This is a genomic window from Micromonospora sp. NPDC049900, from assembly GCF_044461025.1.
GTDB lineage: Bacteria > Actinomycetota > Actinomycetes > Mycobacteriales > Micromonosporaceae > Micromonospora.
Window position 1 is genome coordinate 530,209 of the sequence record NZ_JBITKM010000001.1, and the last position, 23,204, is coordinate 553,412.

A 23,204-nucleotide genomic window follows, 5' to 3' on the forward strand; every position below is an offset into this window, starting at 1 on the left:
GCTTGGTCGTTCGTGCGCGCTGGTCCGACCGAGAAGCCCTGGTCACCTCGGCGCGCTACCCCAGACCGACGACGAGACAAGGTAGACCTGTGCGTACGTACAGCCCGAAGCCGGGTGAGATCGAGCGTCAGTGGCACGTCATCGACGCCTCTGATGTCGTGCTGGGCCGCCTGGCCACCCACGCCGCCACGCTGCTGCGGGGCAAGCACAAGCCGACTTTCGCGCCGCACGTCGACACGGGCGACTTCGTCGTCATCGTGAACGCGGGCAAGGTCGCGCTGACCGGCAACAAGCGGCAGCAGAAGATCGCCTACCGCCACTCCGGCTACCCGGGCGGCCTGAAGCAGGTCGGTTACGAGGAGCTGCTCGCCAAGCGCCCCGAGCGGGCCATCGAGCTGGCTGTCAAGGGGATGCTCCCGCACAACAAGCTCGGCCGTCAGCTGATCAAGAAGCTGAAGGTCTACGCCGGTGCCGAGCACCCGCACGGCGCGCAGCAGCCGGCGCCGTTCGAGATCAAGCAGATCGCGCAGTGAGCGCGGGCGAAGGAAGCAGCATGACCGACATCACCGCCACCGAGGTCGCCCCCGAGGCCACCGAGGCGCCGGCGCCCGTCGCCCGCGCGCCTCGTGGTGACCGCCCGATCCAGACCGTGGGTCGGCGCAAGGAGGCCATCGTCCGAGTCCGGATCGTGCCGGGCACCGGCAAGATCACGTGCAACGGGCGTGACCTCGAAGCCTACTTCCCGAGCAAGGTGCACCAGCAGCTCATCAAGGACCCGCTGGTCACCGCCGAGAAGCCCGAGGCCTTCGACGTGATCGCCAACCTGCGGGGCGGCGGCACCACCGGCCAGGCCGGTGCGTTGCGGCTGGCCATCGCGCGGGCGCTGATCGTCAACGAGCCCGACGACCGCCCGGCCCTGAAGAAGGCCGGCTTCCTGACCCGTGACGCCCGGGTCAAGGAGAGCAAGAAGTACGGCCTCAAGAAGGCCCGTAAGGCTCCTCAGTACTCGAAGCGCTGATCTCCAGCCGCACCTTGTACTTCTGACGGACGGCCGGTCCGCCTCCCCTCGATCCTGGGAGGTGGACCGGCCGTCCGCTTTTCACCTATTACGGTAGTTTCATCGGAGGTTGGTGGGTATGGGTCGGTTGTTCGGCACGGACGGCGTACGCGGGCGGGCGAACGTCGACCTCACCCCGGAGTTGGCGCTCTCGGTGGCCGTCGCCGCCGCGCACACCCTCGCCGAGTCGGATCGCAGTCACGCCCCGATCGCCGTGGTCGGCCGGGACACCCGTGCCAGCGGCGAGATGCTGGAGGCGGCCGTGGTGGCCGGACTCACCAGCGCCGGGGCGACGGTGGTCCGGGTCGGCGTGCTGCCCACCCCGGCGGTGGCGTTCCTCACCGCCGAGGCCAAGGCGGATCTCGGGGTGATGCTCTCCGCCTCGCACAATCCGATGCCGGACAACGGGATCAAGCTCTTCGCGGCCGGCGGGCACAAGCTGCCCGACGAGATCGAGATGCGGATCGAGGCGGCCATCGAGGCCAACGCCACCACCGCCTGGAAGCGCCCGGTCGGCGCGGGAGTGGGCCGGGTGCACGACCTGCTCGACGGTGCCGACCACTACGTGCAGCACCTCGCGGGCACTGTGCCGCACCGGCTCGACGGGATCAAGGTCGTGGTGGACTGCGCCAACGGCGCCGCCGCCGAGGTCGCCCCGGCCGCGTACCGGGAGGCCGGTGCCGAGGTCGTCGCGATCTACGCCGAGCCGGACGGGCTCAACATCAACGACGAGTGCGGCTCGAACCACATCGCCGCCCTGCGACAGGCCGTGGTCGAGCACGGCGCGCACCTCGGCATCGCGCACGACGGCGACGCCGACCGCTGCGTGGCGGTCACCGCCGACGGCGACGAGGTCGACGGCGACCAGGTGATGGCGATCCTGGCGTTGGCCATGCGCGAGGCCGGCACGTTGACCGGGGACACCCTGGTCGCCACCGTGATGAGCAACCTCGGCCTGCGCCTGGCCATGTCCGCCGAGGGCATCCGGCTGGTCGAGACCAAGGTGGGCGACCGGTACGTGCTGGAGGAACTGCGCGCCTCCGGGCTGGCGCTGGGCGGCGAGCAGAGTGGACACATCGTCATGCCGGCGTACGCCACCACCGGCGACGGGGTGCTGACCGGGCTGCACCTGATGGCCCGGATGGCCGCCACCGGCCGTACCCTGGCGGACCTCGCGGGGGTGGTGACCAAGCTGCCGCAGGTGCTGATCAACGTGCCGGTCGGTGACCGCACCGTCGGTGCCGCCGCGCCGGCCGTACGTGCCGAGGTGGAACGCGCCGAGGCGGAGCTGGGCGAGACCGGGCGGGTGCTGTTGCGCCCCTCGGGCACCGAGCCGCTGGTGCGGGTGATGGTCGAGGCCGCCACCGAGGCGACCGCACGGGAGGTCGCCGAGCGGATCGCCGAGCAGGTCAGCACGGCCAGCCCGGCCTGACCGACGCGAGGACGAGCCGAAGATGCGGCAGGGCGGCCGTGGTGCCCCCTGCCCCGAGGTGTGTCGTGCGACCATGGCGACCGCCGTACCGCCCGCTCTCACGGAGGTGACCGTGTCTCACCCAGGCTCCCTCGGTGCCGTCGACCAGCCCGCCGACCTCCCGTCGGACGTGAGTGGGGCGGACGTGCCGGAGAGCTGGCTCGGAGCCCGCTGGGGGCGCCTGCTCGCCATCCTGCTGGCCTTGGGGCTGATCGCCGCCTCGGTGGTGGTGCCCTGGTCCGAGGTGTCGTTGCGGGTGCTGGGCAGCCGGGACGACGCACTGATCAACCAGGACTCCACCGCCGCGCTGGGCCTCACCGAGATCGGCGGTTGGGGCTGGGCCTACCTGGCCGTACTCCTACCGTTGGTGCTGTTGACGCTGGCCGCCACGGTGCTGGCCGGGTGGGCGGGACGGGTGGCGGCCCTGGCGGCGGGCGGTGCCCTGCTGGCGATGTCGACGGTCCTGGTCGGCGCCGCCCACCGCGTCTCGTCCGGGCCGGACGAGACGGCGGCGCGCTGGGCGGAGGTCGTCCGGCGGCTGGCGCCGGTGCTCGACGACGACTACGGGGCGATCCGGTTCGGCTACGACAGCCCCGGCCTGACGTTCGCGGTGCTCGGCGTGGCCACCCTGGCGGGGATCGTGCTGGCCGGTCGGTTGCCGGGTGGCGGCCGGTTCGTGCTGGCGGGGGCCGGCACGTCGGCCCTGCTCGTCGGTCTCGCGGCACCGTGGGTGACCGTGTACGGCGCGACCGCGACCGAGGTGGACCGCAGCACCGTCCGGTGGACCGGCCTGGGCACCGCGTCGGTGGTCGTCATGGTCGGGACCGTGGCGTTGGCCGCCGTGGTCTGGTGGGCCGCGGCGCGTCGGTCGACCCGCTGGCGGCTGCCGCTGCTGCTCGTGACGGTGCCGGTGGCGTTCGCGTTCGCCTTCGCCCACGACTTCCTGGAGTTGGACCCGGCGCAGTGGCAGGACGCGGCCGAGCGCGCCCGCTTCCTCGCGGTCACCTACGACATCCGGTCCGCCGCCGAGCTGGCCCAGCTCGCGCCGCTGCTGCTCCTCGTCGCGATGGTACTGAGCTGGTCGGCGGCGCGCCGCCGGGCCCGGGCGCGGTGACCGTCGGATCAGGCGTGCGTGTCCGCCCGGCGTAGTCGGGCCACCGCCTCGGTCAACACCTCGGGGCGCTTGCAGAACGCGAACCGCACCAACCGTCGGCCGGCCTCCGGGTCGTCGTAGAAGACCTGGGTGGGCACGGCCACCACGCCGCAGCGCTCCGGCAGCGTACGGCAGAAGTCGACGCCGTCGGTGCCGCCGAGCCCGGTGATGTCGGCGGTGACGAAGTACGTCCCCTCCGGCGTGAGCACGTCGAAGCCGGCGTCGCCGAGACCGCTGATCAACTGGTCGCGGCGGGACTGCATACCGTCCCGGAACTCGGTGAAGTAGGCGTCGGGCAACGCCAGGGCCACCGCGACCGCCGGTTGCAGCGGCGCGGCGTTGACGAAGGTGAGGAACTGTTTGACCCGCAGTACCGCCGAGACGAGAGCCGCCGGGCCGCTGACCCAGCCCACCTTCCAGCCGGTGCAGGAGAACGTCTTACCGGCGGACGAGACGCGCAGCGTGCGCTCGCGCATCCCGGGCAGTGTGGCCAGCGGGACGTGCCCGGTCGACGCGTCGGTGAAGACCAGGTGCTCGTACACCTCGTCGGTGACCGCGTACGTGTCGTGCTCCTGGCACAGCTCGGCGATCAGCGACAACTCGGCCGGGGTGAAGACCTTGCCGGTCGGGTTGTGTGGTGAGTTCAGCAGCACCAGTCGGGTCCGTGGCCCGAACGCGGCCCGCAGGTCGGCCGGGTCGAAGGCGTACCGCCCGTGGTCGCCGGGACGCAGCGTGACGGGTCGCCGGACCGCGCCGGCCAGGGTGATCGAGGCGGCGTACGAGTCGTAGTAGGGCTCGAAGCAGACCACCTCGTCACCCGGCTCGCACAGGCCGAGGATCGCCGCGGCGATCGCCTCGGTGGCACCCGCCGTGATCACCACCTCGCCGTCCGGGTCGTACTCCAGGTTCCAGAAGCGGCGTTGGTGTGCGGACACGGCGGCGCGCAGCTCCGGGACGCCGGGACCGGGCGGGTACTGGTTGCGGCCGGAGCGCAGCGCCTCGGCGGCGGCGGCCAGCATCTCGGGCGGGCCGTCGGTGTCCGGGAAACCCTGGCCGAGGTTCACCGCGCCGGTACGCACGGCCAGAGCGGACATCTCGGCGAATACCGTCGTCCCGAACGGGCGCATCCGGCTCACCAGCGGGTCGACATCGGTGCTCGTCACCCCGTCAGGGTACGGGTGGGCCCGGTCGTCCCGACCCGGCCCGGCTGCGTGCTCCGTGACACCGATCACCGGTGTTGCGCTAATCGCTCAAATTCAGTGATTGTTTACCCCGCTTTCGCGCAGACATCGTGAGCGGAACTGGTTAGGCTGCCACCCATGTGTGGAATCGTGGGGTACGCCGGTAGTCGGCCGGCGCTCGGTATCGTGCTCGACGGCCTGCGGCGGCTGGAGTACCGCGGCTACGACTCGGCGGGCGTCGCCGTGGTCTGCGACGGGCAACTGCTGACCGAGAAGAAGGCCGGCAAACTGGCCAACCTGGAGAAGGTGCTCTCCGAGCGGGCCGCCGAGGACCCGGACGGTTGCGGAGCCAGCCCGATCGGCATCGGCGACGGCACCACCGGCATCGGGCACACCCGGTGGGCCACCCACGGCGGCCCCACGGACCGTAACGCCCACCCGCACCTGTCGCCCGACGGCCGGGTCGCGGTGATCCACAACGGCATCATCGAGAACTTCGCCAAGCTCCGCGCGGAGCTGGAGGACGACGGCGTCCAGTTCCTCAGCGACACCGACACCGAGTGCGCCGCGCACCTGCTCGCCAAGGCACTGGCCGAGCTGCGGGCCGCCGGTCACCCGGACGGGCCGCAGTTGCTCGCCGCCGCGATGCGGGTGGTCTGCCAGCGACTGGAGGGTGCCTTCACGCTGCTCGCGGTGGACTCCGGAGTGCCCGGGGCCGTCGTCGGCGCGCGCCGCAACTCACCCCTGGTGGTCGGGCGCGGCAACGGGGAGAACTACCTCGCCAGCGACGTCGCCGCGTTCATCGAGCACACCCGCGAGGCGGTCGAGCTGGGCCAGGACCAGATCGTCCTGATCACCGCGGACACCATCGAGATCACCGACTTCGCCGGTCAGCCGGCCACCGGCAAGGACTTCCACATCGACTGGGACGCCTCGGCCGCGGAGAAGGGCGGCTACGACTGGTTCATGCTCAAGGAGATCGAGGAGCAGCCGCAGGCCGTCGCCGACACGCTGCTGGGCCGGTTGACCGAGAGCGGCGAGATCATGCTCGACGAGGTCCGCCTCAGCGACCAGGACCTGCGCGACGTCGACAAGATCTTCATCGTCGCCTGCGGCACCGCGTACCACTCCGGCATGGTCGCCAAGTACGCCATCGAGCACTGGACCCGGATCCCCTGCGAGGTGGAGCTGGCCAGCGAGTTCCGATACCGGGACCCGGTGCTGGACCGGTCCACCCTGATCGTGGTGATCTCGCAGTCCGGCGAGACCATGGACACCCTGATGGCGCTGCGGCACGCCAAGGAGCAGAAGGCCCGGGTGCTGGCCATCTGCAACACCAACGGCTCCACCATTCCCCGGGAGTCCGACGCGGTGCTCTACACGCACGGCGGGCCGGAGATCGCCGTCGCCTCGACCAAGGCGTTCCTCACCCAGTTGGTCGCCTGCTACCTGATCGGCCTGCACCTGGCCCAGGTGCGCGGGATCAAGTTCGCCGACGAGGTGGCGGCCGTGGTCGAGCAGCTCCACCAGGTGCCGGACAAGCTGCGGGAGCTGCTCGGCCGGATCGATCCGGTCCGGGAGCTGGCCCGCGAGCTGAAGTCCGCGCCGACGGTGCTGTTCATCGGCCGCCATGTCGGTTACCCGGTGGCGCTGGAGGGTGCGCTCAAGCTCAAGGAGCTGGCGTACATGCACGCCGAGGGCTTCGCCGCAGGCGAACTCAAGCACGGCCCGATCGCGCTGATCGACCAGGGCACTCCGGTGATCTGCGTGGTGCCGTCGCCGGTCGGTCGCGGTCTGCTGCACGACAAGATCGTCTCCAACATCCAGGAGGTACGGGCCCGGGGCGCCCGCACCATCGTGATCGCCGAGGAGGGCGACGCGGCGGTCGTCCGCTACGCCGACCACCTGATCTACGTGCCGCGTACCCCGACGCTGCTCGCCCCACTGGTGACCACCGTGCCGTTGCAGGTGCTCGCGGCCGAGATCGCCGCCGCCCGGGGGCACGACGTCGACCAGCCGCGCAACCTGGCGAAGTCGGTCACCGTCGAGTAGGAGCGGTCGACGACCGGGCGGTCACCGGCCGAGCACCACACGCGCCATGCCGTCCAACGCGGGATTGGCCGGATCCCAGTAGCCGGTGTGCCCGTACCGGCCACTGGGGAACGTCCGGCCCCCGAAACCCGGCTCGGCCGGGTCGCGCCCGAACCAGCGTTCGTCGCGCGGCCCGGCCAGCCAGTCGACGATGGTCCCGACCGGCGAGGCGCCGAGTATCGTCTGCCGGGCCAACTCGTCCGGTGGGCGGGTCAGCCGGATCACGTCGTCCGGCGCGGTGCTGGCCCACACCTGCTCGGGCGGTATGCCCAGCTCGGCGGCGTGTCGCACGCCGACGCCGGGCGAGCCGACGAAGACCAGCGCGTCCGCGGCGAGCCCGTGGTCCCGGGCGGCGGTGCCGACCACCAGCGATCCGTAGCTGTGCCCGAGCACCGTCTGCCGGGCCGGTGGCCCGTCGTGGGTGGCCCGCAGCCCCTCCTGGAACCGGTGCAGCGCGTCGCCCGCGTCGCGGGCCTGCCCGTCCCGGGCCGCCTCGTGCAGGAAGTCCGGGGCGTCGTAGTCCAGCCAGAGCACCGCCGAGGTCTCCTGGCCCGGTGCCAGGTCGGCGCAGCGGGACAGCACCCGCGCCGCCCGGCCCAGCTCGCCGGTGGCGTCGTCCAGCCCGGCGGTCATCCCCGGCACGTACGTGACCACGCCGGTGGCGCGGTCCGGGTCGCCCAGCGCCACCACCGTGCGTCCCTCCCCGCCCACGTCCAGGCCGAGCAGGTACGCCCGGGGCGACTCCGTCGCGTCGAGCCGGGTGGCGAGCGCGTCCAGCCCGGTCAGCGCGGCGTCCACCGCCCGTAGCCCGGCCACCTCGACGGGCCCGCGCGGCACCCGGGCCAGCAGGCGCTCCCACCGGGCCCGCAACTCCTCCCGCCGGGTGCCCAGCAGCGACCGGTTGGCCTGGTCCCGGTCGGCTGCCGGCACTCCGTCGAGTCGACCGACCAGCTCCGGCTCGTGCAGCACCAGCCAGCGGCGCTGTGCCGTGCTGAGCCCGGCCCACCACAGCCGCACCCGGGCCGGGTCGGTGTGCGGTGCGGGCCGACCCGGTGGCGGCGCAACCACCCACCCGGCGGCGGCATCCCGGGACAACTGCCCGAGGCGCGCGGCGGCCTCGCGGTCGGCCGCACCCGCCAGGTCGAGCGCGTCCCGGATGCCGCTGGCCACCGGGGCCGTGGTGGCGGCGGCCCGCTCCGGCGGCACGTGTGCCGGGTCGGGGCGTACCCGACCCGACCGGTCGATCAGCACGCCGGTGGCGGCGGCCAGCTCGACGGCCGAGGAGAGCCGGGCGCGGGCCGCCGCGAGCCGGGCGGCGAACCCGGCGAGCACCTGGTCGACCTCGACGGCGGCCGGGACGAGCGCGGTCAGCTCGGTCCGCAGCCCGGCCAACCGGGCCCCGGCTGACCCGGCGGCCCGCCCGGTCCAGCCGGCGCGCAGCGCCGCCGTGCCGTCGGCGAGTTCGTCGGCGCGTCGCCGGGCGAACCCGGACAGACCGGCCCAGGCGGTGCCGGCGGCCCGCCAGCCGGTCGGGTCGGTGCTGGAGAGCTGGACGTAACCGACGGGGGCGGGCCGGGCCGGTGTCGAGCCGGTCACCGGGGCACCGCGGCGAGCCGGGTGGCGGCCCGACCGTCCACCGACTCGTACGCCCCGGCGGCGGCCCGCACCGCGTCCCCGGTGTCGGCCACCTGCGCGCCGAGCCGCCCGCACCAGGTACGTACCGACGTCTCCAGGGCGGCCAGCGCCTCCGCCGCTGACCACCGGCGGTCCGGTGCCGCCAGCCCCGGTACGCCCGCCGGGCCGTGGACCACCCGGTAGGCGGTGTCGCCGAGCGTCCGCCCGACCCGGTGCAGCGTCTCCGGCCGCACGGTCAACTCCTCCTGCGCCATCGGCCCCTCCCGCCCTCGGCTCCCGCACGCCGCAGACGCTAGGCGGGGTCGGCCGTCGGATGCGTGCCCTGTGGACGACGACGGCGCGCACCTCCGACGGCCGTCCACAGGGGCCGCCGGGAATGTGAACAACGGCTATCCTGCGGCCCGCCCGCCGGTAGGGTGGCGCGTGGTCGTCGGCATCGATCGCGTGCGGGGCGCGGGAGACGGGGTGGGACATGCGGCCGGTCTGGCGGGTGGCGGAGATTCGGGCGGCCGAGAAGGCGCTGATGGCCACGCTGCCTCCGGGCACGCTGATGCAGCGGGCCGCCGCCGGGCTGGCCCGCCGCTGCGCGTTGCTGCTCGCCGACCGGGGCGGGGTGTACGCCGCACCGGTGCTGCTGCTCGTCGGCTCCGGCGACAACGGCGGCGACGCCCTGTACGCGGGCGCCCGGCTGGCCGGGCGCGGTGCGTCGGTGTCGGCGCTGCTGCTCGACCCGGACCGCGTACACGCGGCGGGGCTGGCCGCGTTGCGGGCCGCCGGTGGCCGGGTCGTGGACCGCCCGCCGGTCGTGGTCGACCTGGTGGTCGACGGGATCGTGGGCATCGGTGGGCGCGGCGGGCTGCGGGAGACGGCCGAGCAGTTGGCGGCGAGCCTGCTGCGGCAGCACGGGCGCGACGGCGGCCGGGCGACGGTGGTGGCGGTGGACGTGCCCAGCGGGGTCGAGGTGGACACCGGGGCGGTGCCGCTGACCTCGTCGGGTCGGCCGAACGCGGTGCGGGCCGACGTGACGGTGGCCTTCGGCGCGTGGAAACCGGCCCTGGCGGTCGGCCCGGCCGCCGCACTGGCCGGGCAGGTGGAACTGGTCGACATCGGCCTGCGACCGTGGCTGCGCGGCAGCCCGGCGTGGCACGTCGTGGAGGAGTCCGACGTCGTCGACTGGTGGCCCCCGCTCGGCGCGGGCTCGGAGAAGTACACCCGGGGCGTGGTCGGGGTGGCCACCGGGTCGGCGACGTACCCGGGTGCGGGGGTGCTGTCGGTCGGCGGTGCGCTCGCCGGGCCGACCGGCCTGGTCCGCTACGCGGGCGGTGCCCGCGAGGAGGTGGTGCGCCGCTACCCGTCGGTGATCGCCACCGACCGGGTGGTGGACGCGGGCCGGGTGCAGGCGTGGGTGTGCGGCTCGGGCCTGGGCACCGACGAGCGGGCCGCCGCCGAGCTGCGGACGGTGCTCGCCGCGCCGGTGCCGGTGGTGCTGGACGCCGACGCGCTCACCCTGCTGGTCGACGGTCGGCTCGCCGACCAGCTCCGGCAGCGCGACGCGCCCATCGTGCTCACGCCGCACGACCGCGAGTTCACCCGGCTCTGCGGCGAGGAGCCGGGCGCGGACCGGGTCGCCGCGACGCTGCGGCTGGCCGCCTGGACCAACGCCGTGGTGCTGCTCAAGGGCAACCGCACGGTGATCGGCACGCCGGACGGCCGGGCGTACGTCAACCCGACCGGCACCCCGGCCCTGGCCACCGGTGGCACCGGCGACGTCCTGGCCGGGCTGCTCGGCTCGCTGCTCGCGTCCGGCCTGCCGGCGGAGCGGGCCGCCGCGTCGGCGGCGTACCTGCACGGGTCGGCCGGTCGGGAGGCCGCGCGGGGCGGTCCGGTGGTCGCCGCGGACGTGGCCGCCGCGCTGCGTCCGGTGCTGGCCCGGATCACCTGACTCCGGCCGTCCCGGGACCCGTCCGACACCCCGTACTCGGCCGGGGCCACCCCGGGTGATCAGCGCGGAAGTAGGGTGGGGGCATGTGGCAGGCCGAGGTACGCGTCGACCTCGACGCGATCCGGGAGAACGTGGACCGGTTGCGCACCGGTACCAACGCCGAGGTGATGGCGGTGGTGAAGGGCGACGGCTACGGCCACGGCATGGTCCCGGCGGCCCGTGCCGCGCTGGAGGCGGGCGCGGACTGGCTCGGCGTCTGCACCCTGGACGAGGCGTTGGGCCTGCGCGCGGCGGGCATCGACGCCCCGGTGCTGGCCTGGCTGCTGGCCCCCGGGCTGCCGCTGCACAGCGGCGTCGCGGCCGGCGTCGACCTGGGTGTGGCGAGCCTTCCGCAGCTCGACGAGATGGTCGAGGCGAGTCGGCGCGCGGAGCGCCCGGCCCGGCTGCACCTCAAGATCGACACCGGGTTGGCCCGGGGCGGCGCGACCGTCGCCGACTGGCCGACGCTGCTCGACGCCGCCGCGAAGGCCCAGGCCGACGGGTTGGTCGAGGTGGTCGGGGTGTGGAGTCACTTCGTCTACGCGGACCTGCCGGGACACCCCACCACCGACCGGCAGTTGGCGGTCTTCCACGAGGGGCTGGCCATGGTCGAGCGGGCCGGACTACGCCCCCGCTACCGGCACCTGGCCAACTCGGCGGCCACGCTCACCCGGCCCGACACCCACTTCGACCTGGTCCGTCCCGGACTGGCCGTGTACGGCCTCTCCCCGGTGGCCGGGCAGACCTACGGGCTGCGGCCGGCGATGACCGCGCGGGCCCGGGTGATGCTGACCAAGCGGGTACCGGCCGGTGCCGGCGTCTCCTACGGGCACACCTACCTCACCGAGCGCGACGCGACGCTGGCGGTGGTGCCGCTGGGCTACGCCGACGGGGTGCCCCGGCACGCCTCCAACACCGGCCCGGTGCAACTCGGGGGCAAGCGGCGGACCGTCGCCGGCCGGGTCTGCATGGACCAGTTCGTGCTGGACTGCGGCGACGACCCGGTGGTCGCCGGTGACGTGGTCACCCTCTTCGGCGACGGTGCGGACGGGGCGCCCACCGCCGACGACTGGGCCGAGGCGGCCGGCACCATCAACTACGAGATCGTCACCCGGTTCGGCAGTACCCGGGTTCCCCGGATCTACGACGGCGGGTCGGCGTGAGGGTGCCCCGACCGCGTTCCGCCGCCGGCCGGGCCGCCGGGCTGGTCGGGGCGGCGCTCGGTGTGGCCGCCGCCGGGCTCGCCGCCGGGGTGGCCACCGAACGGGCCCTGGTCCGCCGGCTCAAGGCCGACCCCGCCGACCCGTACGTCGACGAGGTCTTCGGCGAGCAGCACTACGACGCGGCGTACCGGTTGGAACTGCCCGACGGCACCGACGTGCACGTCGAGGTGGTCGAACCGATCCGCCCGGTCGCCGGCAACCCGACGGTCGTGCTGGTGCACGGCTTCTGCCTGGACATGGGCACCTTCCACTTCCAGCGCAAGATGCTGGCCGGGCGGGGCGAGCACCGGATCGTGGCGTACGACCAGCCCGGACACGGCCGCTCGGGGCGGCTGGAGGGCGGCGAATACGACCTGGTCGCGCTCGGCCACACGCTGCGCCGGGTGATCGACGAAGTGGCGCCGGACGGCCCGCTGGTCCTGATCGGGCACTCGATGGGTGGCATGACCATCATGTCGCTGGCCGAGCTGTACCCGGAGATGTTCGACGACCGGGTGGTCGGCACCGTGCTGATGGCCACCTCGGGTGGTCTGCTGGCGGAGACGAAGCTGGTCGCGTCCGCCCTGCTCGGGCGCGTCGGCGCGCCGGTGCTCTACACGGCCGGTTACGTGACCCGGTACGGCGGGACGGTGATCGACCGGGCCCGCAAGTCCACCAGCAACGTGGCCTGGCTGCTCACCCGCAGGTACGGCTTCGGCACCCGTAAACCGAGCCCCGCACTGGTGTCGTACGTGGAGGAGATGAACTCGCGTACCTCGGCCGACACGGTGACCCGCTACCTGCGTACGCTGGCGACGCACTCGCGGTTCCCGGCGCTGGCCGCGTTGGAGGACACGCCGGTGTTGGTGATCGTCGGAGACAAGGACATGATCACGCCGGTGACGCATTCCGAGGAGATCGTCCGGCGGCTGCCGCACGCCGAGTTCGTCAAGATCCAGGACAGTGGGCACGTGGTGATGCTGGAGCACGCCGACGAGGTCAACATCGCGGTGAGCCGGTTCCTCGACTCGTGCGAGCGGGACCGTCCGTGACCCGCTTCGAGTTGCCGACCGTCGCGGACACGCACGCCTTCGGGCAGCGCCTCGCGCAGGTGCTGCGCGCCGGTGACCTGGTGCTGCTGACCGGCCCGCTGGGCGCCGGCAAGACCGCGCTGACCCAGGGGATCGGCGCCGGGTTGGGCGTGCTCGGCGACATCACCTCGCCGACCTTCGTGATCGCCCGGGTGCACCGGCCGGACCCGGCGACCGGACGCGGGATGGCTCTGGTGCACGCCGACGCGTACCGGCTGGGGGCGGCGAGCGATCCCCGGGCCGAGATCGACGACCTGGACCTGGACGCCTCGGTGGAGGAGTCGGTCACCGTGGTCGAGTGGGGCGAGGGGCTGGTCGAGCAGTTGGTCGACGCGCACCTGCGGATCCGCCTCGACCGGCGCGACGACGACACCCGGGACGTGGAGTTGGAGCCGGTCGGCGGCGACTGGGCGGCACGGCTGGCCGCGCTGACCGTGCCGCGCTGACCGCCCTGCGCCCGACGCTGTCGTACCCACTGCCTACAGTGCCCCGGAAACGTTCCGACCGGTGAAAGGCCGCCGATGCCCGACGACACCCCCGCTCTCGACCTGCTGGCCCTGCTTCCCGAGCAGTGGCGCGAGGTGCTCGCCCCGCACCTCGACCCGGCCCGCACGGCCGCGTTGGCCGACTTCGTCGCCGGGGAGTACGCGACCCAGACGGTCTTCCCGCCGGTCGAGGACCTGTTCTCCGCCTACCGGCTCTGTGCGCCGTCGGCCTGCCGGGTGCTGATCCTCGGGCAGGACCCCTACCACCGGGCCGGCCAGGCACACGGGTTGAGCTTCAGCGTGCGCGAGGGCGTCTCGGTGCCGCCGTCGCTGCGCAACGTCTTCAAGGAGTTGGGCGAGGACCTGGGTGTGCCCAAGCCGCGCAGCGGCAACCTGGACGGCTGGGCGGCGCAGGGGGTGCTGCTGCTCAACTCGGTGCTGACGGTCCGGCAGGCCACCCCCGGCTCGCACGCCAACCGGGGGTGGGAGGAGTTCACCGACGCCACCATCCGGGCGTTGGACGCCCAGGAGTCGCGGGTGGTGTTCCTGCTCTGGGGCGGCTACGCCCGCAAGAAGGCGACGCTGGTGACCAACCCGCAGCACGTGGTGCTGGAGGCGGGGCACCCCAGCCCGATGAACCCGCGCGGCTTCCTCGGCAGCCGTCCGTTCAGCGCGGCCAACAAGGCGCTCGCCGACGCCGGTCTGCCCACCGTCGACTGGGAGCGCACCGCAGGCTGAGCCGACCGACGCGCTCCGGCAGGACGAGGAGAGGTGCCCCCGCACACCACCGGACGGGTGATGTGCGGGGGCACCTCGTGCTCAGCCGATCCGGTACGCGCGAACCACCGTCTCGGTCAGGATGGCGGCGCTGCCCCTGGCGGTGACCCGCACCGACACGTATCCGGGGGTGGCCGGGTGCCGGACCGTGCCACGGAAGGCACCGGCGCCGGTGCGGACGACCGGGGCGGGCCGCCAGGTGACGCCGTCGTCGTAGGAGACCCGCAGGCCGACCGAGTCGGCGTCGACGCTGATCGGGATGGTGAACGACCGGCCGGCCGGTGCGGTGCCGGTGGCGTCCAGGCCGGGCGCCATCCGGACCGCCATCAGGCGCGAGGCGGTCGCGGGCCGGGTGAACGTCCAGTCGGCCGTGACCCGGGTGGAGAGGCCGAACGAGGCGGCCCGGGTGGACTCCACGTGGAGCCGGTAGTCGCCCGGTGCGGGCCGGACGGTGAACCGGGCGTGACCGGGCACGTCGGAGGTGGCCACCGCGGTGCCGTTGCGGTAGAGGGTGGTCGTGCCGGTGCGGGCTTCCTGCTCGACGTAGCCGGGGTGACCGGCGCTGTCGCAGTAGGGCGCGATCCGCACGACCAACTGGTCGCCGGACCACCCGCCACCGGCGGTCGGGCAGGGCGCGACGATCGGGGCGTTCCAGGTGGAGGTGTAGGTCCGCCCGGCCCGGTAGGCGATCGGCGCGCCGGTCGTGGTGACGGTGTAATAGTCCACGGCCTCGTCCGAGTACTGGAACACCCGCGAGGCCCACGTGACGCCGCCGTCGGTGTTGAAGTAGCGGGTCTGCGCCAGCGGCGTGGAGGCGTAGGCGGGGGTGAGCGGATAGCCCGGCACGATCGGTGCCGACTGCATCGCGGTCGGACCCTCCGGGGCCTGGGCGCGGGCGGAGGTCCGGTCCAGGGCGAGGTCTCCGGTGCGGACGGACCTGGTGAAGCCGGTGGGCAGCGTGCCGGGCCGGTGCCAGGCGAGCTGGTACGCGTACCGGCTGGGATCCGATCCGTCGGCGAAGGCCGCGCCGATCATCGAGACGAAGGTGTCGGCGCTGCCGATCCCGCCGATCTGGGCGGTCCGCATCCGGGTCGACGCGTTGCTGCTGCCGCCGACGGTCACCCAGGAGTCGCCGTTGCGGACGCCCACCTGGACGGTGCTGTCCGCGCGGACCGCGTCGGCCGCCGGCACGCTGATCCGGACCGGCCGCCCGGCCCGTTCGTCGAGCGTGAGGTCGGTGTCGGCGGTCACGGCGAGGTTCGGGTGCGCCAGGTAGGTCAGCGCCGGCGAGCCGGAGAACATCTGCGAGACGACCGCGTAGCGCCCCTCGGGCACCCGGATGGTGATCTCGCTGCCCTGCTCGTCGTCGTAGTGGTGGAGCGAGTCGTAGACGTACGGGGTGTCCAGGCCCACGACGGTGGTGTAGTAGTCCCTGCTCGCCTGTCCGTCCACACCGAGATGCCGCACCGTCAGCGAGTGGGTGGCGGCCTCCCGGATCAACCCGACCGGCGTGGTCAGCCGTTTGCCGTCGCCGGTGCTGGCGGTCAGCCGCCCGGAGTACGGCCCGGCCGGTGCCGTCGTCGAGGCGGCGGCCGTGACGGTGGCCTGCGCGCTGCCACCCGCCGGCACGGTCAGCGTCGACGGGCTGACCTGGAACAGTCCGGAGACGGGCGTCATCCGTGGCCCGTCCACGGTCAGGGCCAGGGTCAACGTCTGCGGCGCGGTGCCGGTGTTGCGGTAGGTGACCGTCCGGCTGGTCGGCTCGTCGTCGGTGTGCGGGTACGCGTGCGTGCCGAGGCTCAGGCTCGGCGGGTCGGCGAGCACCCGGCCGGCGAGCGCCCCGGCCACGTCGACCCTACCGGCCCCCTGGGCGAACACGCCGACACCCGGTGCCGGTCGGGCGGTACCCATCAGCGCGGCCTTGATCATGTCTCCGGTCCAGTCCGGGTGTCGCTGCTTGAGCAGGACGGCGCTGCCGGCCGCGTGCGGGGCCGCGAAGGAGGTGCCCCACAGCCCGTCGGTGTAGGGGCCGGTGCCGTACGCGTCGGTGCTGCGGGCGGCGGTGATGTCGTCGCCGGGCGCGGTGAGGTCGGGCTTGACGGCGTCGTCGCCGAGACGCGGGCCACGGCTGGAGAAGGAGGTCAGCCGGTCGTCGTGGTCGACCGCGCCGACGGCCAGCGCGGCATCGGCGGTGGCCGGTGACCCGACGTCGTAGTCGTGTGCGGCGTTCGGGTTGTTGCCGTTGTCGCCGCTGTTGCCCGACGCGACCACGAACAGCGTGCCGTGCTGCTCGCTCAGGCTGCGCAGGGCGATCTCCAGGGGGTCCTCGCCGGGGGTGTCGGGGAAGCCGAGACTCATGTTGACGACTGCGGCGCGCTTCGGGCCGGCCGCCCACTCCATCGCGGCGATCACCGCCGACTCGGTCGAGTCCCAGTCCCCGGTCTTGGCGTCGATGATCGTCGCCTCCGGAGCGACGCCCCGGTACCGGCCGGCCGAGGCGGCCCCGCTGCCGGCGGCGACGGCGGCGACGGCCGTGCCGTGTCCCATCAGGTCGCGGACGTCGCCGCTGGTGGGTACGCCGCCGTCGGAGACCGGCGAGAAGTCGACCTGGTCGGCCACCCGGCCGACCAGGTCGGGGTGGGTGGCGTCGACACCGCTGTCGATCACCGCGACGGTGACGCCCTTGCCGGTCAGGCCGCCCTGCCAGGCGCTCGGCGCGCCGATCTGCTGGACGCCCTCGGCACCGTGGAAACGACCGACGGCGTCCAGCCAGACCTTGCCCTTCGCGCCCTTGCGGGTCAGCCCCGACCAGAGCCGGTCGAGGCCCTGCTTGCGGGTGTGCATGGCGGTGGCCTGGAAGCTGGTCATCCGGTGCACGATCGTGCCGTCGACGCCACTGTCGGTGGAGGCGATGATCGGCAGGTCGGCGCGCCGGTCGTCGTCGTACCCGTCGGCGAGCAGGCCGGTCACGTCGAACAGCCGTGGGTCGAGCCGGTCCGCCCGCAACAGCGGCAGCGCGTCGGCCGGCACCACCCGTACCCGGCCGGCGATCGTGCTGGTCAGCATCGGGATCTCCGACCGGCCGGGGCCGGGGACGACGCTGACGCCGCCGTCGGCGGTCACGGTGACCCGGTCGCCGGTGATCAGCGTCGCGGTCCGGCCGTCACCGCCGGGCAGCGGAGCCGACCCGGCCGCGTCAGCCGCACCGGCCGGGGACGCGGGGACGAGACCGGCCGCGAGCAGCAGGGCCACGGCGGCCGGTAGGAATCGTCTGGGACGCATGTACCTCTTGTCCTCCATTGTGGACATAAGACGGGTGGGAGAAGTGCGACGGCGCCGCGCCCCCGGGGGCGGGGACACGGCGCCGGACGTGCGGGGTCGCCGGTGTGGGCCAGGGCTACCGCGCCTGGAGCACCGGGACCCAGGTGTTCTCGTCGTTGACGTCGGTCACCTCGACCGACTCCACGATCCGGGTCAGCTCCGCGACGGAGAGCCCGCCGGTGCTCAGGACCTGCACCTGCACCGCGCCGTCGGCGGTCCAGCGGTTGCAGAACGGGTCACCCGACACCTGGTGGCACTTCGTCTTGCCGGCCTTCGCCCGCTGGTTGGAGGCGGAGGAGGGCATGACGTAGATGCTGACACTGCCCGGGATGGTCCCGGCCTCGTTGTCGCCGTACGGCGCGTTCAGGCCGGTGGTCGCCGGGCTGGGATCGGCGTAGGTCACGCCGCCGTAGTTGCCCGCCCGGGCCTGCGAGATGCCGATCAGACCGGGCAGGGCGTGCGTGCCGGCCTCCACCGGGGCGTGGCCGGCGGGCAGGTAGCCGACCCGGAACGGCAGCGTGGCCGGCGTCGCCGGGCTCGGCTCCAGGGCGGTGACCAGCGCCGACAGGTCCGCGATGGAGGGTTCGGAGGTGCTGGTGTACGCGGTCACCACGGCCCATGCGTCGTCGGCGTACTCCCAGGCCAACTGTCGGCCGGCCGGCTCGACGGCGGACTCGACGGCCTGGCGGCCGGCGATCGTCGACGCGGTGCCGCCGACGATCCCCGCCGGGTCGAACGCGCCCGGCCGGTAGAGCGTGAGGTAGCCGGAGAACGGCCGGGCCGAGTCGGTGCCCGCAGCGGGGGGCCGCTTCCCGTTCCGCCGGACGGGCGCCTCGGAGTCCTCGACCGGCCGATCGTGGGTGACCCTGCCGTCCAGGTAGACCGCGGCGATCTGATAGGCGGTGGAGGCCACGACGGGGTCCTGCACGCGCAGCGGACCGGCGTCGAAGGCGCGGAACGTGAAGCTGAACGGCGGTGCGTCCGACCAAGTGGCTGCCGTCTCCGGTGCCGCCCCGGCGACGATCGTGGTCGGCGGCTCGGCGGTTCCCGGAGCGCCCGGCGTCAGCGCGAACGTGCCGGCGACCACGGCCACGACCAGGCCGGCGGCACCCGCCGAGGCGAAGCCGGCCCGACGACGACGCTCGGCCTTGCGGCCGGCCGCGACGATCTGGTCGACGGAACGCGACATGGGCGGCTCGTCCACGGTCACCGCCGCCACGATTTCATGCAACTGCGACATGCCATTCCTTGTCCTCGATGTGATTGAGTCGATCGGCTCCGAGTAGTTCGCGGAGCTTGGCGAGACCGCGTGAGGTCTGGCTCTTTGCCGTACCGACGGTGCAGCCCAGGACCTGGGCCGTCTCCTCCAGACTGAGTCCCAGGTAGTGGCGCAGCACCACGGCGGCACGCTGGCCGGTGGGTACGGCGTTGAGCGCCGCCCGCAGCCGTAGCCGCTCGTCGGTGGTGCCGTTCGGGTCGTCCATCGCAACGTCCGGAATGCCGTCGCCGACCGACCGTTCCCGCCCCCGACGCCACGGCCTGCGGGTCTCGTCGACAGCGGCCCGGTACACCATGGTCTTGGCGTACAGGTCCGGCCGCTCCACCTTGCGCCAGCGCGGGTACAGCTTGATCAGTGTGTTGGCCACCGCGTCATCCGCCGCGTGCCAGTCCCCGCAGGTCACATAGGCCAGCTTGCGCAGCGACGCCATCTCGGACGTCACGAACTCCCGGAACGCTTGCTCGTCTGCGGCCTTCAAAATCGACATTCCTCCTCTGTCCGGAGGTGGGACGGCGGGATCGGGAGCAGAAGTTGCTCGGGGAGAGGAAGTACTTGTCCGATCACTTTCGGTGGTGCCGGCGGTGGTGGACGCGGCGCCGGCACCGGTGGCGGGCGGGGCGCCACGGGGCGATCGGCGGTGCGGCTAGGCTGGCTCATTGTGCTCGTACTCGTGGTGGACAGCTCGACGCCGGCGGTGACGGCGGCCCTGGTCGAGGTCACCGCGACGGCGGTGACGACCCGGGCGCACCGGTGCACCGTCGACGCCCGTGCCCACGGCGAACTGCTCGCGCCCCAGGTCGACGCGGTGCTGACCGACGTCGGCGCCCGCCCGGCCGACCTCGGTGCGGTCGTCGCCGGGCTCGGTCCGGGACCGTTCACCGGGCTGCGGGTCGGGCTGGTCACCGCCGCCACCATGGGCCAGGTGCTCGACATCCCGACGTACGGTGTCTGCTCGCTGGACGCGATCGGGTACCCGGCGGCGAACGGCGAGCCGGTGCTGGCCGCCGGTGACGCACGGCGGCGGGAGATCTACTGGGCGGTCTACGACGGCGCCGGGCAGCGGCTCGTCGGGCCGGAGGTCGGCGCGCCGACGGTCGCCGCCGAGCGGGCCCGGGAGTCGGGCGTCACGGCGGCGGTCGGGGACGGCGCGCACCGGTACGCGGAGACGCTCGGGCTGCCGCTGCGGGCGGAACCGCGCTACCCGGACGCGTACACGCTGGCGACACTGGCCGCCGAACGCATCCGGGCCGGTGCGCCCGGTGAGACGCTGGCTCCGCTCTATCTGCGGCGTCCGGACGCCGTGGCGGCCACCGCCCGCAAACCGGTCCTGCCGTGACCGGGCGGCACGGCACCGATCCGGTGCGATCCGATCCGGTGCAGCGCGATCCGGAGCAGCGTGACTCGGTGCGGCTCGGCCGGTTCCGCTGGTGGCACATCGACGAGGTACTGCCGATCGAGGCGGACCTCTTCGGTGCCGAGCAGTGGTCCGCGGCGATGTTCTGGAACGAACTGTCCCACGGGCACTTCTATCTGGTCGCCACCGACGACGGTGGTGCGGTGCTCGGCTACGCCGGGCTGGCCGTCGCGCCGCCCGACGAGGCGTGGGTGCAGAACATCGCGGTACGGCGGGACGCGCAACGTCGGGGCGTGGGACGGGTGCTGCTGGAGGCACTGCTCGCCGAGGCGGCCCGGCGGGGCGTACGGAGCGTGCTGCTGGAGGTCGCGGCGGACAACGCGCCGGCCCAGCGCCTCTACGCGTCGTACGGCTTCGAACCGATCGGCGTGCGGCGCGGCTACTACCAACCGAGCAACACCGACGCGCTGGTGATGCAGCGCAACCAGGACTGAGAACCATGGCTGACGAACCACTGATCCTCGGCATCGAGACCTCGTGCGACGAGACCGGCGTCGGCATCGTACGCGGGCACACCCTGCTCGCCGACGCGCTCGCGTCCAGCGTGGACCAGCACGCCCGGTTCGGCGGGGTGGTGCCCGAGGTGGCCAGCCGGGCGCACCTGGAGGCGATCGTGCCGACCATGCGGCGGGCGCTGACCGAGGCCGGGGTGACCCTCGCCGACATCGACGCGATCGCGGTCACCGCCGGCCCCGGGCTGGCCGGTGCGCTGCTGGTCGGGGTGGCCGCGGCCAAGGGGTACGCGGTCGCCGCCGAGAAGCCCGTCTACGGGGTCAACCACCTGGCCGCCCACGTGGCGGTGGACACGCTGGAGCACGGGCCGCTGCCCGAGCCGGCGATCGCGTTGCTGGTCTCCGGCGGCCACTCGTCGCTGCTGCTCGTCGACGACCTGGCCCACGGCGTCACCCCGCTGGGCGCGACCATCGACGACGCGGCCGGGGAGGCTTTCGACAAGGTCGCCCGGCTGCTCGGCCTGCCGTTTCCCGGCGGACCGTACATCGACCGGCAGGCGCGGGAGGGCGACCCGGCGTCGATCGCGTTCCCACGCGGCCTGACCGCCGCCAAGGATCTGGCCGCGCACCGGTACGACTTCTCCTTCTCCGGGTTGAAGACCGCAGTGGCCCGGTGGGTGGAGGCGCGGCAACGCGCCGGTGAACCGGTGCCGGTGGCCGACGTGGCCGCGTCGTTCCAGGAGGCGGTCTGCGACGTGCTGGTCACCAAGGCACTGGACGCCTGCCGCAGCAGTGGCGTGGAGACCCTGGTGATCGGCGGGGGAGTGGCGGCCAACTCCCGGTTGCGGGCGCTGGCCGAGCAGCGGGCCGCGCGAGCGGGCATCCGGGTACGCGTACCCCGGCCGGGACTGTGCACCGACAACGGCGCGATGGTGGCGGCTCTCGGCTCGCACCTGGTCGCCTCGGGGGTCGCGCCGAGCCGGCTCGACCTGCCCGCGGATTCGGCGATGCCGCTGACCACGGTCAGCGTGTGAGGGAGGACGGCGACGTGATCGTACGGATGTGGGAGGCGCGGGCGGAGCCGTACGCGCTCGCCGAGTTGATCACCTGGGTCTGCGACAGCGCCCTACCCGAGTTCGAGCACGACCCGCTGCACCTGTCCAGCGAGGTGTTCTCCTCCACCGACCACCGGGTGGTGGTGATCTCGAAGTGGCGCAGCAGTCCCCGGCCGCTGCCCGAGCCGCCGGTGATGCTGCTCGCCCGGCCGCCGCACTCCTGGGACTTCACCCAGGTCGACCGCTGACCCGCAGCGCCACCACGGTCAGCGGATGGTCACCGTGGTGGTCGCGGTGGCCCGGTCGATGTCGCTGGTCCGGGCGCTGATCCGCAGCGTCCACTCGCCGGCCAGCGGGAACTGGATCTCGGCGCTGCCGTGGTGTGGTTCCAGGCTGACCACGTCGATCGCGATCGGCTCGACACCCGCCTCCGGCAGGGCGGCGGTGACACTCCACTCCGCCACCGGCAGCTCCCTGCCCTCCGGCGTGTAGACGTACGCGTGCAGGCTGTTCGCCGTGTTCGGGGCGGCCGGGTAGATGTCGAACTGCACCACGAAGATGCTGGTGGTCAACGACTGGGCGACACCGTCCCGGGTGACGCCGTCCGGGGTCGCGCCGTCCGTACGCCCCGGCGGCGTCTGTACCAGGACCGCGGTCAGCGCCAGGACCACCGCGGTCACCGCGAGTTCGCCGCCGGCCGCCCGGGCGACCCAGCGGGGGCGGGCGGGGGGGGGGCGCCCCCCCCGGGGGGGGGGGCCGGGGCCCCCCCCCGCCCCCCCCCGCCCCCCCCGTGCGCCCCCCCGCCCCCCCGCCCCCCCGGGGGGGGGGCCGGCCGCCGGCCCGCCGCCGGATCAGGCGGCGCTGCCAGGCCGCGATCGCCAGCACGGCCGCGAGCAACGCGGCCTTGGCGCAGAGCAGGCGACCGTACGCGGTGCCGAACAGCGCCGCCGGTCGACCGAGTTCGATCGCGGCCTGGAGCACACCGGCGGTGACCAGCCAGGCCACGGCCAGCGTGGCCCACCTCGACCAGGCCGGCAGGATGCGGGCGAGAACCCGCTCGTGGGTGCCCCGGAGCAGGAACACGGTGAGGGTGAGCAGCCCACCCAGCCAGACGACCACCCCGACCACGTGCACGGTGGTCAGCACGATGCTCACCGGCGGCACCGGTGCGGCGACCGGATGCCCGGCGAGCGGCCAGGTGACCGCCCCGCCCACGCCGACCGCGGCCAGCGCGCCGGTCCGGGCCCGTCCGGCGGTACCCCGGGTGACCGCCGGCAGCAGCGCCGCGGCGACCCCGACCAGCGCCAGGCGGGCGGCCAGCACCAGCCCGATGTCGGTGTCGGCGACGGCGCGCAGGTCGGCGGGGGAGAGTCGCCCGACCGGCGCGCCGACCACCTGGGCGGCCTGCCCGACCCAGGTGCCCACGGTGGCCACGGCGACCAGGCCGAGCCCGACCAGCGCCGTCACCGTCGCACCCCGTCGGGACCGTCGGGGTGGCCAGAGGACGGCCGCGAGCAGCGGCGGACCGACGGCCAGCAGCAGCCCGAGATAGCCGAGGA

Annotated in this window: 22 protein-coding genes; 15 read left to right on the top strand and 7 right to left on the bottom strand. The window is 73.8% G+C overall.

The window, feature by feature from the left end; translation table 11 throughout:
- Window positions 1–89: 89 nt before the first annotated feature.
- From rplM to ACIBMZ_RS02525, 4 genes are all read left to right on the top strand, one after another.
- Window positions 90–533, top strand: coding sequence for a 50S ribosomal protein L13 (gene rplM, locus ACIBMZ_RS02510; protein WP_350692820.1), 444 nt, complete (start codon window positions 90–92; stop codon window positions 531–533).
- 20 nt (window positions 534–553) lie between these two features.
- Window positions 554–1,018: a 30S ribosomal protein S9 gene (rpsI, locus tag ACIBMZ_RS02515; protein WP_102658823.1), complete on the top strand. Its 465-nt coding sequence runs from the start codon at window positions 554–556 to the stop codon at window positions 1,016–1,018.
- 118 nt (window positions 1,019–1,136) lie between these two features.
- Window positions 1,137–2,489: a phosphoglucosamine mutase gene (glmM, locus tag ACIBMZ_RS02520; RefSeq protein ID WP_396690319.1), complete on the top strand. Its 1,353-nt coding sequence runs from the start codon at window positions 1,137–1,139 to the stop codon at window positions 2,487–2,489.
- A 112-nt stretch (window positions 2,490–2,601) separates the two neighbouring features.
- Entirely contained in the window at window positions 2,602–3,642 is a 1,041-nt protein-coding gene (locus ACIBMZ_RS02525) for a hypothetical protein (RefSeq protein WP_396690321.1), read from the top strand.
- A gap of 8 nt (window positions 3,643–3,650) precedes the next feature.
- On the opposite strand, the gene ACIBMZ_RS02530 is transcribed toward ACIBMZ_RS02525, so the two are convergent.
- Complete coding sequence (locus ACIBMZ_RS02530; protein ID WP_396690323.1) at window positions 3,651–4,844, bottom strand: pyridoxal phosphate-dependent aminotransferase; 1,194 nt, start codon at window positions 4,842–4,844, stop codon at window positions 3,651–3,653.
- Between the two features lie 156 nt (window positions 4,845–5,000).
- Between ACIBMZ_RS02530 and glmS the strand changes: the two genes are divergently transcribed.
- Window positions 5,001–6,914 carry a glutamine--fructose-6-phosphate transaminase (isomerizing) gene (gene glmS, locus ACIBMZ_RS02535; protein WP_396690324.1) on the top strand — a complete coding sequence of 638 codons (1,914 nt, stop codon included), beginning with the start codon at window positions 5,001–5,003 and terminating at the stop codon, window positions 6,912–6,914.
- A 21-nt stretch (window positions 6,915–6,935) separates the two neighbouring features.
- On the opposite strand, the gene ACIBMZ_RS02540 is transcribed toward glmS, so the two are convergent.
- Both ACIBMZ_RS02540 and ACIBMZ_RS02545 read right to left on the bottom strand, forming a co-directional pair.
- Entirely contained in the window at window positions 6,936–8,549 is a 1,614-nt protein-coding gene (locus ACIBMZ_RS02540) for an alpha/beta hydrolase (RefSeq protein WP_396690326.1), read from the bottom strand.
- Entirely contained in the window at window positions 8,546–8,842 is a 297-nt protein-coding gene (locus ACIBMZ_RS02545; RefSeq protein ID WP_396690328.1) for a hypothetical protein, read from the bottom strand. The genes ACIBMZ_RS02540 and ACIBMZ_RS02545 overlap by 4 nt, the downstream gene beginning before the upstream one ends.
- Window positions 8,843–9,060: 218 nt before the next feature.
- Between ACIBMZ_RS02545 and ACIBMZ_RS02550 the strand changes: the two genes are divergently transcribed.
- The 5 genes from ACIBMZ_RS02550 (at window position 9,061) to ung (ending at window position 14,085) form a co-directional block, all read left to right on the top strand.
- On the top strand, window positions 9,061–10,530 hold the full coding sequence (locus tag ACIBMZ_RS02550; protein WP_396690330.1) for an NAD(P)H-hydrate dehydratase: 1,470 nt from the start codon (window positions 9,061–9,063) through the stop codon (window positions 10,528–10,530).
- An 83-nt stretch (window positions 10,531–10,613) separates the two neighbouring features.
- Entirely contained in the window at window positions 10,614–11,732 is a 1,119-nt protein-coding gene (gene alr / locus ACIBMZ_RS02555; RefSeq protein ID WP_396690332.1) for an alanine racemase, read from the top strand.
- Window positions 11,729–12,823 (top strand): alpha/beta fold hydrolase, encoded by a 1,095-nt coding sequence (locus tag ACIBMZ_RS02560; protein ID WP_396690334.1) that lies wholly within the window; start codon window positions 11,729–11,731, stop codon window positions 12,821–12,823. Before alr ends, ACIBMZ_RS02560 begins: the two co-directional genes overlap by 4 nt.
- A complete protein-coding gene (gene tsaE, locus ACIBMZ_RS02565) occupies window positions 12,820–13,308 on the top strand; it encodes a tRNA (adenosine(37)-N6)-threonylcarbamoyltransferase complex ATPase subunit type 1 TsaE (protein ID WP_396690336.1) in 489 nt (162 codons plus the stop codon). The genes ACIBMZ_RS02560 and tsaE overlap by 4 nt, the downstream gene beginning before the upstream one ends.
- A 75-nt stretch (window positions 13,309–13,383) precedes the next feature.
- The gene (gene ung / locus ACIBMZ_RS02570; RefSeq protein ID WP_396690338.1) at window positions 13,384–14,085 is read left to right on the top strand and encodes a uracil-DNA glycosylase; all 702 of its coding nucleotides are present in this window, start codon (window positions 13,384–13,386) and stop codon (window positions 14,083–14,085) included.
- Between the two features lie 81 nt (window positions 14,086–14,166).
- On the opposite strand, the gene ACIBMZ_RS02575 is transcribed toward ung, so the two are convergent.
- From ACIBMZ_RS02575 to ACIBMZ_RS02585, 3 genes are all read right to left on the bottom strand, one after another.
- Entirely contained in the window at window positions 14,167–17,406 is a 3,240-nt protein-coding gene (locus ACIBMZ_RS02575) for a S8 family serine peptidase (RefSeq protein ID WP_396690340.1), read from the bottom strand.
- 115 nt (window positions 17,407–17,521) lie between these two features.
- On the bottom strand, window positions 17,522–18,685 hold the full coding sequence (locus ACIBMZ_RS02580) for a hypothetical protein (protein WP_396690342.1): 1,164 nt from the start codon (window positions 18,683–18,685) through the stop codon (window positions 17,522–17,524).
- A complete protein-coding gene (locus tag ACIBMZ_RS02585; RefSeq protein ID WP_396690343.1) occupies window positions 18,669–19,211 on the bottom strand; it encodes a SigE family RNA polymerase sigma factor in 543 nt (180 codons plus the stop codon). The genes ACIBMZ_RS02580 and ACIBMZ_RS02585 overlap by 17 nt, the downstream gene beginning before the upstream one ends.
- Window positions 19,212–19,382: 171 nt before the next feature.
- Between ACIBMZ_RS02585 and tsaB the strand changes: the two genes are divergently transcribed.
- The 4 genes from tsaB to ACIBMZ_RS02605 all read left to right on the top strand — a co-directional run bounded on the left by tsaB (window position 19,383) and on the right by ACIBMZ_RS02605 (window position 21,893).
- Window positions 19,383–20,060, top strand: a complete 678-nt coding sequence (tsaB, locus tag ACIBMZ_RS02590) for a tRNA (adenosine(37)-N6)-threonylcarbamoyltransferase complex dimerization subunit type 1 TsaB (RefSeq protein ID WP_396690345.1) — start codon at window positions 19,383–19,385, stop codon at window positions 20,058–20,060.
- A gap of 68 nt (window positions 20,061–20,128) precedes the next feature.
- The gene (gene rimI / locus ACIBMZ_RS02595) at window positions 20,129–20,572 is read left to right on the top strand and encodes a ribosomal protein S18-alanine N-acetyltransferase (protein WP_396690972.1); all 444 of its coding nucleotides are present in this window, start codon (window positions 20,129–20,131) and stop codon (window positions 20,570–20,572) included.
- Window positions 20,573–20,577: 5 nt separating this feature from the next.
- Window positions 20,578–21,624, top strand: a complete 1,047-nt coding sequence (gene tsaD, locus ACIBMZ_RS02600; RefSeq protein ID WP_396690346.1) for a tRNA (adenosine(37)-N6)-threonylcarbamoyltransferase complex transferase subunit TsaD — start codon at window positions 20,578–20,580, stop codon at window positions 21,622–21,624.
- 14 nt (window positions 21,625–21,638) lie between these two features.
- Window positions 21,639–21,893, top strand: coding sequence for a hypothetical protein (locus ACIBMZ_RS02605; protein WP_131056998.1), 255 nt, complete (start codon window positions 21,639–21,641; stop codon window positions 21,891–21,893).
- Here ACIBMZ_RS02605 and ACIBMZ_RS02610 read toward each other — a convergent pair.
- On the bottom strand, window positions 21,874–22,650 hold the full coding sequence (locus ACIBMZ_RS02610) for a CopD family protein (RefSeq protein ID WP_396690973.1): 777 nt from the start codon (window positions 22,648–22,650) through the stop codon (window positions 21,874–21,876). The two genes, ACIBMZ_RS02605 and ACIBMZ_RS02610, sit on opposite strands and share 20 nt — an antisense overlap.
- Here ACIBMZ_RS02610 and ACIBMZ_RS02615 point away from each other — a divergent pair.
- Complete coding sequence (locus ACIBMZ_RS02615; RefSeq protein ID WP_396691037.1) at window positions 22,550–23,197, top strand: hypothetical protein; 648 nt, start codon at window positions 22,550–22,552, stop codon at window positions 23,195–23,197. The two genes, ACIBMZ_RS02610 and ACIBMZ_RS02615, sit on opposite strands and share 101 nt — an antisense overlap.
- The last annotated feature ends 7 nt before the right edge of the window (window positions 23,198–23,204 follow it).